This window comes from Actinocatenispora comari (assembly GCF_017312725.1).
GTDB lineage: Bacteria > Actinomycetota > Actinomycetes > Mycobacteriales > Micromonosporaceae > Actinocatenispora > Actinocatenispora comari.
Window position 1 is genome coordinate 130,659 of sequence record NZ_BOPO01000006.1, and the last position, 15,295, is coordinate 145,953.

At 72.7% G+C, this 15,295-nt stretch carries 15 protein-coding genes; 10 read left to right on the top strand and 5 right to left on the bottom strand.

All coding sequences use genetic code 11. From position 1 onward, the window contains the following. The first annotated feature begins 166 nt into the window (after positions 1 to 166). The 7 genes from NUM_RS03445 to NUM_RS03475 all read left to right on the top strand — a co-directional run bounded on the left by NUM_RS03445 (position 167) and on the right by NUM_RS03475 (position 5,894). Positions 167 to 1,513, top strand: a complete 1,347-nt coding sequence (locus tag NUM_RS03445; protein WP_207123058.1) for a hypothetical protein — start codon at positions 167 to 169, stop codon at positions 1,511 to 1,513. Then, positions 1,513 to 1,731, top strand: coding sequence for a hypothetical protein (locus NUM_RS03450; protein WP_207123059.1), 219 nt, complete (start codon positions 1,513 to 1,515; stop codon positions 1,729 to 1,731). The genes NUM_RS03445 and NUM_RS03450 overlap by 1 nt, the downstream gene beginning before the upstream one ends. Further along, positions 1,715 to 2,593: a DUF4129 domain-containing protein gene (locus NUM_RS03455; RefSeq protein ID WP_207123060.1), complete on the top strand. Its 879-nt coding sequence runs from the start codon at positions 1,715 to 1,717 to the stop codon at positions 2,591 to 2,593. Before NUM_RS03450 ends, NUM_RS03455 begins: the two co-directional genes overlap by 17 nt. Beyond that, complete coding sequence (locus tag NUM_RS03460; protein WP_207123061.1) at positions 2,583 to 3,035, top strand: hypothetical protein; 453 nt, start codon at positions 2,583 to 2,585, stop codon at positions 3,033 to 3,035. Before NUM_RS03455 ends, NUM_RS03460 begins: the two co-directional genes overlap by 11 nt. Beyond that, positions 3,023 to 4,003, top strand: a complete 981-nt coding sequence (locus NUM_RS03465) for an AAA family ATPase (protein WP_370466920.1) — start codon at positions 3,023 to 3,025, stop codon at positions 4,001 to 4,003. The genes NUM_RS03460 and NUM_RS03465 overlap by 13 nt, the downstream gene beginning before the upstream one ends. Positions 4,004 to 4,188: 185 nt before the next feature. Continuing rightward, positions 4,189 to 5,418, top strand: a complete 1,230-nt coding sequence (locus NUM_RS03470) for a DUF58 domain-containing protein (protein WP_207123062.1) — start codon at positions 4,189 to 4,191, stop codon at positions 5,416 to 5,418. A 20-nt stretch (positions 5,419 to 5,438) separates the two neighbouring features. Further along, entirely contained in the window at positions 5,439 to 5,894 is a 456-nt protein-coding gene (locus NUM_RS03475; RefSeq protein WP_207123063.1) for a hypothetical protein, read from the top strand. A gap of 95 nt (positions 5,895 to 5,989) precedes the next feature. Here the strand turns inward: NUM_RS03475 and NUM_RS03480 are convergent, their stop codons facing one another. Genes NUM_RS03480 through NUM_RS03500 form a run of 5 tightly spaced genes read right to left on the bottom strand, consistent with a single transcriptional unit; the run spans position 5,990 to position 11,465 of the window. Beyond that, complete coding sequence (locus tag NUM_RS03480; protein ID WP_207123064.1) at positions 5,990 to 6,256, bottom strand: hypothetical protein; 267 nt, start codon at positions 6,254 to 6,256, stop codon at positions 5,990 to 5,992. Next, a complete protein-coding gene (locus NUM_RS03485) occupies positions 6,234 to 8,000 on the bottom strand; it encodes a dynamin family protein (protein ID WP_207123065.1) in 1,767 nt (588 codons plus the stop codon). Before NUM_RS03485 ends, NUM_RS03480 begins: the two co-directional genes overlap by 23 nt. Positions 8,001 to 8,013: 13 nt before the next feature. Beyond that, positions 8,014 to 9,660, bottom strand: a complete 1,647-nt coding sequence (gene ettA / locus NUM_RS03490; protein ID WP_207123066.1) for an energy-dependent translational throttle protein EttA — start codon at positions 9,658 to 9,660, stop codon at positions 8,014 to 8,016. Between the two features lie 3 nt (positions 9,661 to 9,663). Then, on the bottom strand, positions 9,664 to 10,929 hold the full coding sequence (gene eno, locus NUM_RS03495) for a phosphopyruvate hydratase (RefSeq protein WP_207123067.1): 1,266 nt from the start codon (positions 10,927 to 10,929) through the stop codon (positions 9,664 to 9,666). Continuing rightward, the gene (locus NUM_RS03500; RefSeq protein WP_207123068.1) at positions 10,926 to 11,465 is read right to left on the bottom strand and encodes an NUDIX hydrolase; all 540 of its coding nucleotides are present in this window, start codon (positions 11,463 to 11,465) and stop codon (positions 10,926 to 10,928) included. The genes eno and NUM_RS03500 overlap by 4 nt, the downstream gene beginning before the upstream one ends. 252 nt (positions 11,466 to 11,717) lie before the next feature. On the opposite strand from NUM_RS03500, the gene NUM_RS03505 reads away from it, so the two are divergent. From NUM_RS03505 to NUM_RS03515, 3 genes are all read left to right on the top strand, one after another. Next, complete coding sequence (locus tag NUM_RS03505; protein WP_207123069.1) at positions 11,718 to 12,062, top strand: hypothetical protein; 345 nt, start codon at positions 11,718 to 11,720, stop codon at positions 12,060 to 12,062. Positions 12,063 to 12,170: 108 nt separating this feature from the next. Further along, entirely contained in the window at positions 12,171 to 13,778 is a 1,608-nt protein-coding gene (locus NUM_RS03510; RefSeq protein ID WP_207123070.1) for a MutS-related protein, read from the top strand. Then, on the top strand, positions 13,775 to 15,292 hold the full coding sequence (locus tag NUM_RS03515; RefSeq protein ID WP_207123071.1) for a MutS-related protein: 1,518 nt from the start codon (positions 13,775 to 13,777) through the stop codon (positions 15,290 to 15,292). Before NUM_RS03510 ends, NUM_RS03515 begins: the two co-directional genes overlap by 4 nt. Positions 15,293 to 15,295: the final 3 nt, after the last annotated feature.

Here is a 15,295-nt window from a genome sequence, read left to right on the forward strand (position 1 = left end):
GGTACCGGAGCCGGATTCGCACGGTTCGGCCGCCCCGACATCGGGCCGGTCGTCGTGCGGTGCGGCCGGCGGAGGGGCTCGCCGACAACCGCGAAGCATCGCCAACGGTCCCTACCTGACACGGGTAGGAGACACCGATGGCATCCGGACCTCCGATCGGGTCGCCGTGACCAGGCGACCAGCGAAGGCGTCCGCGGCCGGCATCGCCGAGCGCCGCGCGCTGCTGCGCGAACTCACCGAACCCAGCTGCCTGGTCTGCCGGTCCGCGACCCGGGCCGCCCGGCAGTGGGTGACCACCTTCGTCAGCGAGTCGCACACCCAGCCGGAGACGATGCAGCGAGTAGTGGCGGGCATCGGCTTCTGCGCCGCCCACCACCGGCTGCTTCTCGCTGAGCCGACCGCGAGCTGGCTGCTGCCCGGGGTGTACGGCCCGGTTCTCGCCCACGCTGCGCGGCTCGTCGGCCAGCCGGCCGGCCCGGCGCTACGCTGCCCGATCTGCCTCGACGTCGCCGCTGCGACCGGCCGTGCGCTGTCCCGGATCGCACGCTGGGCCGGGGACACCGAGGTCCGGGCCGCGCTGCGCGATGCCGGAGCACCGTGCCTGCCGCACCTGCGGGCGCTGATGAACCGGGTAGGCCCGGCGGCGGCCCGGCATCTGATGCGGACGCTGCGGGAACGCACCGGGCCGGCGCTGGCGCTGTTGGGCGGCACCGACCCGGATGCGGCGGCCCGGGACCGGTTGCGCCGCACGCTTGCCCGACCCGTACTCGCGGCGCAGGAGTCCGCCGCGCGGCACGACGTGGCCCGGCTGGTCCGTACCGATCTGGCCGCCGGCGGCTGCCCGGTCTGCCGGCACGTGGCCCGGTCGGTGTGGCGCTGCCTCGACTGGCTGGCTGGCGACGCCGAGGCGCGCGACGGCACGTACGACCTGGCACTGTGCCCGCGGCACCTGCACGACCTGGCCGGCACCGGGGGACGCAACGTCGCGGCGATCCTCGCCGACCAGCGCGATCGTACCAACGCGCGGGCCCGGACCTTCCTCGCCGAGTCGGGCCCGCCGCCACGGCGAGTCTGGCAGCGGCCGGCCGACCGGCGACGCCTGACCCGGCAGCTGGCCCGGTTCGACTCGGTACGCCGGTGTCGGGTGTGTGAGGTGGCCGCGGTGCAGCAGCGCCGGTACCGGGAGCTGCTTGTCGCCCTCGACGCGGACCCAGACCTCGCTCGGGCCTGGTGGCGGGCGCACGGCCTGTGCGCCCGGCATGCCCGCGACTGGCCGGCCGACTCCACTCCGGCGCGGGTAGCCGCGACCCGCTTGGCGGCGACCGGCTGGGAGCTGGCCGAGGCGGTTCGGCGACGGCAGTGGGATTCCCGGTACGAGCCGGTCGGCGCCGAGCGTGACGCGTGGCGCCGCGCGGCTGGGCTGCTCGACGGCGAGGTCGATCTCGGCGGCCCCGCTATGCAAGGCGCAGCTTCGCGGATCGCGTACTGCGTCGCCGGCAGGGCGCAGCGGTGATGGCGGCGAAGGGTCCGCAACCTCCGGACCGCATCGTGCGCTTCGGCGTCGGGCCGATCGCCCGGCGCCGGGCGATGGCGCTCGCCGACCGGCTGCGCGGCCGTCGGACACCCGCCGCCGCGCTGTTCAAGCTGGAGTACGGCGGCTGGGTGGTGGCGATCTATCGGGGCACGCTGCCCGCCGAACCGCCGTGGAGGCACCATGACGACGCGGACTGAACGGCGGGCCTGGCTGCGCGCGGGCGCGGTGTCGTTGGCCGTGATCGGCGCCGCAGGTGGCGCGACCTCGATGCCGACCGGCTGGCGGGCCGGATTCGTCGCCCGGGCACCGGCGTCGCTGGCCGGCCCGGCCAGCGTGGTGTCCGCCGTCGTCGCCGGGCTGGTGACGCTGCTGCTGCTGGTGGCGGTGGCACGGCTGTTTCGGCCGCGCCGCCGCCGGCGCGGCGAGGAGCAGGAACCGGTACCAGTGCCGGAACCGACCTCGCCGCGATGGGCCCGGTTCGTGGCGTTGCTGGTGGCGCTCGCCGCGCTGTCGGTGCCGGCCTGGTTGGTGTTCGGCGCCCGGCTGCTGCCGGACGTATCGGCCGCGGCGGCAAGCGGTGGCCACCCGCACTGGCCGCACCTGCCCGACTGGTGGTGGCAGCCGCTGGCAGCTGGTGCGGTCCTGGTGGTCGTGGCGCTGCCGTGGCGCTGGTGGGCTCACCGGCACGGCGGCGACCGGCGCGAACCCGGCCAGGCGCAACGCGTGGCCGCGGCCGTGCGGGAGGGTCGCCGCGCACTCGATGCGGCGCCCGGCGGTCCGCGGGCCACGGTCGTCGCCTGCTACCGGGCGATGAGCGCCACGCTGGCCGACTCCGGCACCCGGCTGGATCCAGCCGACACCCCGGGCGAGTTGCTGCGCCGGGTGGTCGCGGACGGCCGGCTGCCCGGTCCCGCCGCGGGTCGGCTCACCGCACTGTTTGCCGAAGCGCGGTTCAGCTCGCATCCGTTCGGCGCCGAGCAGGTCGCCGCCGCGCGCGACGCGCTCGACGAGATCGCGGCCGCGCTGCCGGGCTCGGAGGTGGTGCGGGATGCGTCCTGAACCGGCACTGACCGGGCTGGTCGGCGCGGCCGTCGCCATACTGGCGGCGGTGGTCGCGGGCTGGACGGCCGCCACGGTGACCACTGCGGTCACCGTCCTGGTGCTGGCGCTGCGGCTGGTGGCTGCCGGCCGCACAGACCGCAGTACGGGGCCACCGCCGGCCCCGGCCGCAAACACGCTGACCCCGGTCGATCGGCTGGCCAACCGGCTCGGTTGGGCACTGTCCGGCGACCGGCGCGGACTCGCGTACGGGCTACGCCCGCAGCTTCGCCGGGTCGCCGCGGCGGCGCTGGCGCAGCGCGGCGTCGACCTCGACGGCGACCCGGAACCGGTACGGCGGCTGCTCGGCGCCGAGGGCTGGGCGCTGCTGCACGACGCGCCCACGGTGGACCGGGACGGACTGGACCGATTGCTTCGAGCGCTGGAGGAGTGCGAACCGTGAACCTGGCAGAGGCGCGCGCCTGGGGCGAGTCGGTACTCGGCGAGCTGGCCACCGTGGTCGTGGGCAAGCGCGACGCGCTGGAGATGGTCCTGCTCGGCATTCTCGCCGACGGGCACGTGCTGATCGAGGATCTGCCCGGGCTGGGTAAGACACTCATCGCGTCGAGCTTCGCCACCGTACTGGGGTTGGAGTTCGGCCGGGTGCAGTTCACGCCCGACCTGCTGCCCGCCGACATCACCGGCGGCCCCTACCTCGACCCGACCGACAACCGGCTGCGGTTCCGGCCCGGCCCGCTGTTCGCCAACCTGGTGCTCGCCGACGAGATCAACCGGGCGCCGGCCAAGACCCAGGCCGCGCTGCTGGAGGCGATGGCTGAGCAGCAGGTGACCGCGGACGGCACGGCACACCGGCTGCCGGACCCGTTCGTGGTGCTCGCCACCGAGAACCCGATCGAGTCCGAGGGCACCTATCCGCTGCCGGAGGCACAACTCGACCGCTTCCTGCTGCGGCTGCGGATCGGGTACCTGTCGGTCGACGACGAGCTGGAACTGCTCGACGCCCGCGCCACGCATCGCCGGCCACAGCGACCGAGGCCGGTCACCGACGCCGCGGGCGTGCTCGCGGCGCGCGCCACGCTGGGCGGCGTGGAGGTCGGCCGTGACGTACTCGGCTACATCGTCGCGCTGGTCGACGCCACCCGGCGGCATCCGCAGCTCGCGGTCGGCGCCAGTACCCGCGGCGGGCTGGCCCTACTGGGACTGGCCCGGGGGCGCGCGCTGCTGGCCGGCCGCGACTATGTGCTGCCCGACGACGTGAAGGCGCTCGCGGTACCGGCGCTGGCGCACCGGCTGGTGTTGCGGCCGGAGGTCTGGGCCCGCGACATCGACACCGACCAGATCGTCGCTGAGGTCGTCGTGGCGACACCGGTACCGGGTGGGCCGGCCGAGCTCGCGCAGGCCCGGCCGTGAACCCGGCCGATGCCGGCGCTGCGTCGGCCGCGAGCCCCGCCGGCGCCGGCAGCAGCCCGGTCGCCCACCCGGCAGGGATCGGCGGTAGGGCCGCGACAGGTGCCGGCGGCGAAACGGCCGTGCGCCCGGGCAGGGCCGGCGGCGGGGCGGCGGAGAGCCCGGCAGGCGTACGCGCGGGATCGGCGGTGCAGCTGCGGTGGTCCCGGTCGCCCCGCGCGTACACGCTTGGACTGCTCGCCGCGGCGTCGCTGGTCGCCGGGTACCTGACCGGTCGCGGCGCGCTGGCAGCGTTTGCGGCCGGGCCGCTGGTGCTGCTCGCGTTCGCCGTACACAACCGGCTTCCGGCCGGGCTGCCGGTCGACGCGCGGTGGCCGTCCCGGCGCTGTCTGGAGGGCGACACGGTCACCCTGACGGTACGGATCCGGCTGCCGGCCGGGGCCACGCTGCTTGCGCCGGCGCTGTCGGCGTCCGGTCCGGTCCGCGCCCGGGTACACGACACCACCGACGGGCTGGCGTTCGACGTGACGCCGCACCGGTGGGGCGAGCTGCGCTGCGCCATCACGCTCACCGTTGCCGACCGGCTCGGCGTCCGCACCGGACGCTGCTCGGTGCCGGCACCCGAGCTCGTCGTGCTCCCCCGGCCACCTCGGCTGCGGCGCGCGCCGCGGTCGGCGTACTCGATCCCCCGGCTGGGCGAACACCCCAGCCTGGTGGCCGGGTCCGGCACCGAGTTCCTGGGACTGCGGGAGTACCAACCCGGCGAGGCGCTGCGCGAGATCAACCGGGCCGCGAGCGCCCGCGGTCGCGGCCTGTACCTGACCGAACGGGCCGCCGAGCGCGCCAGCGACATCGTTGTGGGCGTGGACGCCTTCGCCGAGCTCGGCCCACCCGGCCGGTCCACGGTGGACCGGTCAGTGCGCGGCGCGGTCGCAGTGGCGCGGGCCGCGGCGCGCTCCCGCGACCGGGTCGGCCTGATCGTGCTGGCCGGGATCCCGCGCTGGCTACGCCCGGAGGCCGGCATCCGGCAGCTCGACCGGTTGGTCGCCGCGGTGCTGGAGGTACGCCGGTGGCCGCTGAGCGAGGTGACGCCGGACCTTCGACGGGTGCCCCGTACGATGCTGCCGCCGCGATCGGTGGTGGTGCTGTTCTCCCCGCTGACCGACGGGCGGGCCCGGCACACCGCGGTGGACCTGTCCCGGCGCGGCGCCCGGGTGATCGTGGTCGACGTGCTCGACGAGACGACCGTGCCGGCCCGCCCCGACCGTACGCTCGGCGATCTGGCGCATCGGCTGTGGCGGCTGGAACGCGGTGCGCAGCGCGCCGAGCTCGCCGCCGCCGGCATCCGGGTGGTGCGGTGGCCCGACGGTGAACTGTCCGCGGCGCTCGCCGCGCTGAGCGCGCGGGGGACGAGGTGATTCGCGGCGGGTGGCCAGCGGTGGTCGCTGCGCTGGTCGCAGGCTTGCTGACGCTGCCCGGCGGTGCGCCGATCGCGCCGGTGATCGCGCTGCTCGCCGTCGGCTGCGCACTGGTCGCCCCGCGCTGGCGGCAGGCCGGCGGCCTGGGCGTGGTGCTGCTGGTCGCCGCGGCGACGGTACGCGCCCTGACCGGGTCGCCGGCGCTACCGATCTGGGCGGCGCTCGCGGTTCTGCTGACCTGCTACGTGCTCGCGCTGGATCGCCCGCCGAGCTGGTTGCCGGGCTCGCGGGTCCCGGTGGTCGCGGCCCTGGCAGCCGCGGTACTCGCCGAGCTGGGCGCGGCGGTGCTCGGTGCCCTGACCGCTGGACGCGCCTGGCCGCTGATCGCCGGTGTGCTGTGCGCCGGTCTGGCCGTGGCGCTGGCCGCGCCATCCGGATCGGGCCGCGACGGTCCGGGCGGCGAGCGACGGCCGTGATCGGACCGACGACTCGAAGAAACCGCGACCTGGCAGCCGAACGGAGCGACCGGTCGGGCCGGCGGATCTGGCAGTCTGTCAGATCCGGCGTTGGTTCAGCGGATCGTGGTGGTGTCCGGGCCGAGCAGGTCCATCAGCCGGGAACACGGCCAGCTCGCCCGCCTGCGTTCGGTCGCCTCGGCCGACTCGTCGAGTGCGGCGCGGTAGTCGTCGGGCTGCGACCACCGCGGGCACCCCGCAAACAACGGGCACGCGCTGTGTGCCGGCCGGCCGCGCGGCGCGCACTCCGGGCGCTTCCCGCTGCGGAAGGCGCGCAGCGCGCGCCAGAGCAGCAACACCTCATCGGCGTCCACTCGCGACATCGGATACCTCCACGATCCGGACCAGTTCGGCGCGCAGCGCACGCAACCGCTCGATGCGGTCGAGCAGGGCGCGGCGCTGGTCGTCCGCATCGGACGCCTCGGCCATCGCGTTGGCTGCATCCAGCGCGGCAACCAGGCCGGACACCGCGTCCTCGGCGCGGCGGCGCGCGAGCGCTCGCAGTTGTCGGCTGGCGGTGGTGATCGCGTCCTGCAAGGCCGAGCGGGTTCGGCCGAACTGCTTGCCCACCAGGATGTCCAGCTCGTCCAGCAGGTGCCGGCGGGCCATCGTCCGGCCCAGCTGACCCGGCATCAGATGCCGCCGTACGGTGTCTCCGACGGCGACGGTCATGCCCACCTCGGCGCCGAACGCCAGGTCGACATCGACCTGCGGCAACAGCGACTCGGCCGGCATCGGCAGCGCCAGCGACAGTCCCAGCTCGTCGCGCGCGGTGTCTCGGACCGCGGCGAGCCGCTCCTCCAACGCCGCGGTCAGCCGCTCGTCCAACTCACGAAGCTCCGCGGTGGCCGTGTTCTCCCACTGGATGCGCCAGCCGTCCACGACGGACCGGATCTGCTCGACCAGGTACTCCCGGCCGGCGTCCTCATAGCGGGCCGGCGGCAGCGCGGTCACCTCCCGGCCCTCCCACCAGCCGGTCAGGTCGGCGCGCAGGGTGCGGGTGGCCTCGAGGGTGTCCTGCGGTGCCGCCCGGTTCAGCGTGGCCAGCACCAACTCGGTGCCTGCTGTCACAATCGCCGCCGCATCGGCCGCATGGTGGTCCAGCGCCGAGACCTGCCGACGGAACCGCGCAACCCGGTCACCGTCCTGCCGGGTGGTCAGTTCCGCCGAGCGCAGGGTCAGCGCGGCGGCGTCGGTCAGCTGGGCGGCGATGCGGTCGGCGTGTCGGGCGAGTGAGCGGTGCAGGTCCGCGATCCGGTGCGTGTCAAGGTAGCCGTACAGGTCGCGTTCCAGCGCCGGCAGCCCGCTGTCGGCCAGTCCCGCCGCGTCGCGTCCGGCGCGCGCGGTCAACGCGTCGCGGGCCGACAGCGGGTAGACGGCGATCGGGTCGCCGGCCACCGCGTCGGCCAGGTGCTTGCGGACGAACTCCAGCGCCTCGTCGCGCTCGTCGGCTCTCAGCCGCTCCACCTTGTTGAGCGCCACGAACAACGCCACCGAACGCTCGTGTACCCGCTGGAGCAGGTCGCGCTCGCTGCCGGACAGCGGCGGGTCGGCCGACAGCACCAGGACCGCGGCATCCATGGTGGACAGTACGGCCGTCGCCTCGGTGGTGTTGTGCGCGAACACCGATCCGGTGCCAGGGGTGTCCACGATCTCGACCCCGTCAGCCAGAGCCGGGGCGGGCAGGTAAGCGGTTACCCGGGCGACCTCCAGGACGTTACCGGGATTGTGCTGCTCGGTGACGAACCGGGGCAGATCGGCCAGCGGCCGGTGTGCACTCGTTCCGTCCAGATAGGACACCACGAGTTGCTCGGTCTGCCCGTATCGCAGCTCGGTGGGCAGCGCGGTGACCGGGGTGACGCCGGAGGGCAGCAGCGGCCGGCCGAGCAGCGCGTTGATCAGGGTGCTCTTGCCCCGCTTGGCCTCACCGACCACCAGCAGCCGGAACCGTTGCGCGGCCAGCCGTCCACGCAGCTCGGCGAGCTCGGCGGCGTCTGGCCCGTCGGCGAGCGCGGTCAGCCCGTCCAGCACCGGTCCCAGCCGGTCCCCGAGCGACGTGTCGGCCATCGGTCCACCTCCTCTAGCGCCGGGTCAGCCGCCGGTGCGTTTCCGGTTCCGGCGCGGCGGTACCGTCCCGGTTGCGCCGGTCAGCGGCGTAGTCGGCCGGGCTGCCGGGGAACCACCGCCATCGCCCGTCGCCCTCCCAGGCCAGTACGTGCGTGCAGACGCGGTCGAGGAACCACCGGTCGTGCGCGCTGACCAGGGCGCAGCCAGCGAAGCCGAGCAGGGCGTCCTCCAGCGCCGCGAGCGTGCCGATGTCCAGGTCGTTGGTGGGCTCGTCGAGCAGCAGCACGTTGCCGCCCAGTTTGAGGGTGAGCGCAAGGTTGAGCCGGTTGCGTTCGCCGCCCGAGCAGGACGCCACCGGCTTCTGCTGGTCCGCGCCGCGGAAGCCGAACGCGGCGAGGTACGCCCGCGACGGCACCTCCGCCCCGCCGAGCCGCAGCGCCTGCTGTCCACCGGAGACCAGTTCCCAGGCGGTCAGCCCAGCACGTACGCCGAGCCGATCCTGGTCGACGTAGGCCAACCGGACCGTGTCACCGATCCGGATCGTGCCGCGATCGGGCGCCATCTCGCCGGCCAGTATCCGGAACAGGGTCGTCTTGCCGGCCCCGTTGGGCCCGAGCACCCCGACGATCCCGTTGCGCGGCACCGAGAAGCTCACCTCGTCGAACAGCACCCGGTCGTCGATGCGCTTGCCGATCCGGTCCGCCTCGATCACCAGCGTGCCCAGCCGCGGCCCCGGCGGGATCCGCAGCCGGTCGTAGCCGGTCGGGTGGGACCGCCGCGACATCTGGTCGTAGTCCGCGAGCCGCGAGCGCGCCCACGCGTGCCGCTCGCCCAGGTCGGTGTGCAGCCACCGCAGTTCGCCTTCGAGCTGATCGTGCTGCTCGGCGTCGCGGCGCCCGTCGATCGCCAGCTGGGCCAGCTTCGCAGTCAGGTAGCGGCCGTAGCCGCCGGGATAGCTTCGCACCCGCCCCCGTTCCACCTCGACGGTGCGCTGCGCGAGCCGGTCCAGCAGGTATCGGTCGTGCGTGACGAACACCAGCGTGCCCGGGAACCCGGTGAGATGGTCCTGCAGCCAGCCGACGCTGTCGACGTCGAGATGGTTGGTCGGCTCGTCCAGCAACAACAGATCCGGCTGGCGCACCAGCAGCGCGCACAGCGCGGTACGGCGCCGCTCGCCGCCAGACAGCCCCGCGATCGGCGTGTCCGCCGGCGGGCAGCGCAGCGCCTGTCGCGCCTGCTCCAGCCGCGACTCCAGATCCCACGCCCCGGTGCGGTCCAGCTCGTCTTGCACCTGTCCCAGCTCGGCGAGCAGTTCGTCGGAGTAATCGTCGCGCAGCCGCGCGGATAGTCGCTGGTACCGGTCGAGCGCGTCGAGGGTGTCCCGGGCGCCGGCGCGAATCGCCTCGCCGACCGTCTCGTCCTCGGCGAGCCATGGCTCCTGTGGCAGCAGCCCGACGGTGAGATCCGCAGCGCGCTCGGCGGTCCCCGCGGTCGGCCGCCTGGCACCGGCAAGCAGGCCGAGCAGGGTCGACTTGCCGGCCCCGTTGGCGCCGACCACGCCGATCCGGGCCCCCTGCTCGACGGTCAGGTCGACATCGGCCAGCACCGCCCGGCCCGCGTGGTCGACCCGGGCGTGCCGCAGCCGGGCTGCCCACGGCATCGCTCATCCCAGCCCGTACGGCAGGTCCGGGTTGGCCGCAGCGATCTCCAGCAGCCGGTTGTACTTGGCGACCCGCTCGCCGCGCGCCGGCGCCCCGGATTTGAGCTGCCCGCAGCCGCTGCCGACGGCGAGATCGGCGATGAAGCTGTCCGGGGTCTCGCCGGAGCGGTGGGAGATCATCTGGGTGTACCCGGCGTCGCGGCACACCGCCATAGCCTCCAGGGTGCGGCTGACCGTACCGATCTGGTTGACCTTGATCAGTGACGAGTTGCCGACCTTGCGCTCGATCGCCTCGGTGATGATCTGCGGGTTGGTGACGAAGATGTCGTCGCCCATGATCTGCACCCGGTCGCCGAGTCGTTGGGTGAGCGTTGCCCAGCCATCCCAGTCGTCCTCTGCCAGCCCGTCCTCGATGCTCCAGATCGGGTACCACTCGACCAGTTCGGTGTACCAGTCGATCAGGTCTCCGGCGCTCAGCCGCTCGTCGCCCACCAGGTATCGGCCGTCATGGCCGCGGAAGCCGGTCGCGGCCGGGTCCAGCGCTATCGCGACACCCCGGCGTCCTGCCTCGTAGCCGGCCCGGTCGATCGCCTTGGTCAGCATCCTCAGCGCGGTCTCGACGTCGACGTCCGGCGCGAAGCCGCCCTCGTCGCCCAGACCGGTGTCCAGCCCGTCCTCGACCAGCAGCGCGCGCAGCGCCGCGTACACGTCGGCGCCGGCTCGTACCGCAGAGGGCAGGTCGGGTGCGCCGATCGGCGCCACCATGAACTCCTGGAACTCCAGCTGGTTCGGCGCGTGCGCGCCGCCGTTGAGGATGTTGAAGTGCGGTACCGGCAGCCGGGGCGCGACGCCGTCGCGGGCCAGCCACCGCCACAGCGGCTGCCCGGAGGCGTGCGCGAACGCCCGGGCCGCGGCCATCGACACGCCGACCACGGCGTTGGCGCCGAGCCGGCTCAGGTTCGGGGTGCCGTCCACCCCGCACAGCGTCGTGTCGATCTCCCAGATGCCGTCCCAGCCGTGGCCGACCAGATGACTGGCGATCTCGCCCTCGACGGTGGCGACGACCTCCTCGACGCCCTGCCCGGCGTAGTGGTCGGCGACCCCGTCCCGGCGCTCCACCGCCTCGTTCGCGCCGGTCGACTTGCCGGACGGCACGCCGGCCACATGCCGCGAACCGTCCTGCGCGGTCAGCGTCACCGACAGCGTGGGCCGGCCGCGCGAGTCGAGGATCTCCAGCGCGGACAGGCCGGTGATGGTCAAGGTGCTCATGCCGGGGACTCCCTCACGGTCGCCGATGTCTGCGGTTGGACGTCATCGTTTGGAGCCGGACGCCACAGGTTGCCCAGATAGGACGCGGTCTGGCCGTCGCCGTACCGGTGCAGTGCACGCAGGTGGCCACCCACCGGCGGCCGAAGATGCAGGTCACCGATCTCGGTCAGCGGCACGAACTGGGGCCGCGCCCCGGGCTCGCCGCCGTGCGGCTCGGCTTGGCGGTCCCACTCGGTGGCGGTGAACACGATGTCGGTGATCGACTCGTCCCGGTCGTGGTCGACGCTGTCGAGCACGAACGCGACTCGGGCCACCGCGGCGCGCAGCCCGGTCTCCTCCCACAGCTCACGGCGGGCGCAGCCACCAGCGCTCTCGCCCCGCCGCGGTGTCCCTCCGGGCAGCACCCAGTCGTCCACCCCGTCACGGCTGCGGTGCAACAGCAGGACGGCGTCGAGGCGAAACAGGATGACCGAGCAGCGCAGCACCGATCGCGTGGTCGTACCGGCAGGATCGATCCGTTGGTCGGCTATGGACACACAAAGCCCCTATCTCTGTCGAGACAGGGACCGTTGGCGGGTTCTCCGCGGTTGACGGCGAGCCCCTCCGCCGTTCGTAGCGACAAGGCTACCGCATCGATGCGCGGCAGTCGATCTTCACGGCCTGTTGCAGGCCGCCTGGGACGGCGCCACACTGGTGGGGTGGCGCCGCCGCACGCGGCGCCCGGCGATGGGACCCGCCCTCTGCCGGCCCGGCTGATGGTCTCTGCGAGCACTCGCAGGGAGCCCGCCGTGTCCGCAAGCAGTGTTCGGCACATGGTGCTCGCGCCGCAGGCGCAGCTGTCCCGACCCCCGTTCGGCGCCGTCGGCAACGGCCTGCAGGCGCAGTCCTGGGTCCCCCTCCTTGACCTGGCACCGGGCACGCCCGGCCGGTGGATCGCCAGGCTGCTGCTCGCGTTGCGCGAGGCGGGCGTGCCGGCGTGCGCCGCACCGGCGACGGGTACCGCGGTGCAGCGGCGGCGGCCGTGGCGGATCTGGGTGGACGTGCCGTCGCGTACCCGCGGCGAGGATGTCCTGCGCCGCCTGTTCGGTCGCTCCGGTCACACACCTTTCGCGCGGCGCGAAGATCGGAAGTAGGCTGTCGACAAAGGTAGGACGGTGGTGGGGCTCGCCGTCAACCGCGGGGGTTTCCTCGCCAACGGTCCCTGGTCAGTCGATGACCTGTGGGCCGAAAGCGAGGCGCCGATGACACGCGCGACAGACCAGGACGAGCACGTCTCCTCCGGCCGCCCGGCCGGTCTGGCGGTAACCGCCGACCGGTCCTCGGTGGCGGTGAGCGTGCTGTTCGCGACGCCGATCGAGGCGCCGTCGGCGGTTTCCGAGCCGGACTTCTTCACCGATCTCAATCTCGACCAGATCGTCGACTCGGTGCTCATCGGCCGTGACGGATACCATCTGGCACCGTTTTTCGCGATCGCGTTGCACGACCGCGCCGAGGTCGAGTACCGGCACGAGGTGTTCCGCGACCTGCAACGCCGCGAGATCATCGATGCGGTGCGGGACTTCGCCCACGGCATGGAACGGATGCGCGAGTGCCTGGAGCACGCGAAGAAGCGATACGAACGACTGCAGCAGCAGGCCTGGTTCCTCTACGCGATCTGCTGCTACTGCGACACCGTCGCGGCATTCGATACCGCACTGTCCACAGTGGATATCAATTCGGCCGGGTTGGACGCGGTCCGCGAGCACGTGCGCGGTTACGTCGCGTCCGCCGCGTTCACCGAACTGCGCGACGAGGCGCGGGCGGTGCAGGACGGGCTGGACCAGGTGCGCTACACCATGCAGATCAAGGGCAGCCACGTCGCGGTACTGCGCTACGCCGACCAGCCGGACTACAGCACCGAGATCGCCGCGACCTTCGACAAGTTCGCCCGCGGCGAGGCCCGCAACTACCTCGTCCGGTACCGCAACGACGACGACCTCAACCACGTCGAGGCACAGGTGCTCGACCTGGTCGTCCGGCTGTATCCGGCGGAGTTCGAGGCGCTGCAACGGCTCTGCGATCACCGACAGGGGTACGTGGAGACGACGGTTGGCCGGTTCGACCGCGAGATCCAGTTCTACCTCGCCTACCTGGACCACATGAAGACGTTCACCAGCGTAGGCCTATCGTTCTGCTTCCCGGAAATCGCCGAGACCGACAAGGCAGTGCACGCCACCGACACATTCGACCTGGCGCTTGCCGACACGCTGGTACGGGCCAAGGAACCGGTGGTGTGCAACGACTTCCACCTCGAAGACCGCGAGCGGATCCTGGTGGTGTCCGGGCCCAACCAGGGCGGTAAGACCACCCTGGCCCGCACCTTCGGCCAGCTGCACCACCTGGCCAGCCTGGGCCTGCCGGTACCGGGACGTTCGGCCCGGCTGCTGCTGCCCGACCGGCTGTTCACGCACTTCGAACGACGGGAGAACCTGGCCGACCTGCGCGGCAAGCTCGCCGACGACCTGGTCCGCATCCGCGAGATCCTCACCCACGCCACCGCCTCCAGCGTCGTGGTGCTCAACGAGGCGTTCACCTCCACCACCCTGGAGGACTCGCTGTTCCTCGGTAAACGCGTACTGGAGCGGCTCACCGAGCTTGACGTACTCGGCGTGTACGTCACGTTCGTCGACGAGCTCGCCTCGCTCAACGACGCCATCGTGAGCATGGTCAGCACCGTCGAGGCCGACAACCCCGCGGTGCGCACCTACAAGGTCATCCGCCGCCCGGCCGACGGCCGCTCCTACGCCATGGCCATCGCCGACAAGTACGGCCTGACATACGAGCAGCTGAAGGGGCGGATCGGGTCATGAAAGCGCTGCTGATGTACCGTGACCGCGACTTCGACACCGACCGCGAACCGCCCGACAACGCCGACGATTTGATTGACGATCTGGGGCTGGACCCGGTGTTCGACGCGATGGCCGCCGGCGACGACTACCTGCAAGCGATCGCCCGGCTCGCGATCCTCACTGGCCCCGACGATCCCGACACCATCCGCTACCGGCAGGGCGTGCTGCGCGACTGCCTTGCCCACCCCGACGTGGTGCGCGAGATCTACGACGTCGCGATGGACGCCTCCGCCGGCGAGAAGAAGTTCTACTTCGGCATCCTGTCCACCCGCAACCCGGAGTACACGCTGCACCGGTCGCTGCAGGTGATGCAGATGTTCATGGAGCATCTTCGGCAGTTGCGCCGCATCCGCGACGACCAGCACGCCCGGTTCGGCTCCGACGGGTTCACCGCACTGTTCGACACCCTGGCGCGGGAACTCTCCGACGAGTACTTCGCCCAGGTCGACGAACATCTCAAGCGGCTGCGGTTCCGCAACGGCGTGCTGATCAGCGCCCGGCTGGGTATGGCCCTGTCCGGTAGCGACTACATCCTGCGGCGACCGCTGGACGAACGGCCCGGCTGGTGGCGCCGCATTCTCGGCGACCGGCCCGAGGAGTACAGCTTCACCGTGCCCGAGCGCGACGAGGCCGGCGCCCGCGCGCTGACCGAGCTGCGCGGCCGAGGCGTCAACCTGGTCGCCAACGCGCTCGGCCACTCCGCCGACCACATCCTGAGCTTCTTCCGGTTGCTTCGCGCCGAACTCGCGTTCTACCTCGGCGCGGTCAACCTACACGAGGCGCTGAGCGCGAAGCAGGCCCCGGTGTGCTTCCCCGAACCGGCGGAGGCGGCGAGCCGCACGCTGACCGCCGAGGGGCTGTACGACGTGGCGTTGCGGCTGCGTACCGACGACACCGTGGTCGGCAACGACCTGGCCGCCGACGGTACATCGCTGATCATGGTCACCGGTGCCAACCAGGGCGGCAAGTCCACCTTCCTGCGCAGCGTTGGCCTGGCCCAGTTGCTGATGCAGGCCGGCTGCGTGGTTCCGGCGCGCCGGTTCGCCGCGAGCGTCGTGCCCGCCGTCTTCACCCACTACAAGCGGGAGGAGGACGCCACGATGGAAAGCGGCAAGTTCGACGAGGAACTCAAGCGGATGAGCGGCATCGCCGACCGCATCGGCCGGTACTGTCTTCTGCTGTGCAACGAGTCGTTCGCCGCCACCAACGAGTTCGAGGGATCCGAGATCGGCCGCCAGATCATCGGCGCGCTGACCGAGGCCGGCGTCCGCATTGTGTTCGTCACTCACCTGTACGACCTGGCCCGCAGCCTGAACGACCGGCACGCCGAGACCGCGGTGTTCCTGCGCGCCGAACGGCTCGCCGACGGCCGCCGCAGCTTCCGGGTGATGCCGGCCGAACCGCTGTCCACCAGCTACGGCGAGGATCTCTACGAGCAGATCTTCGGCACCGGCACGGATGTGGCAGCACAGTGACCG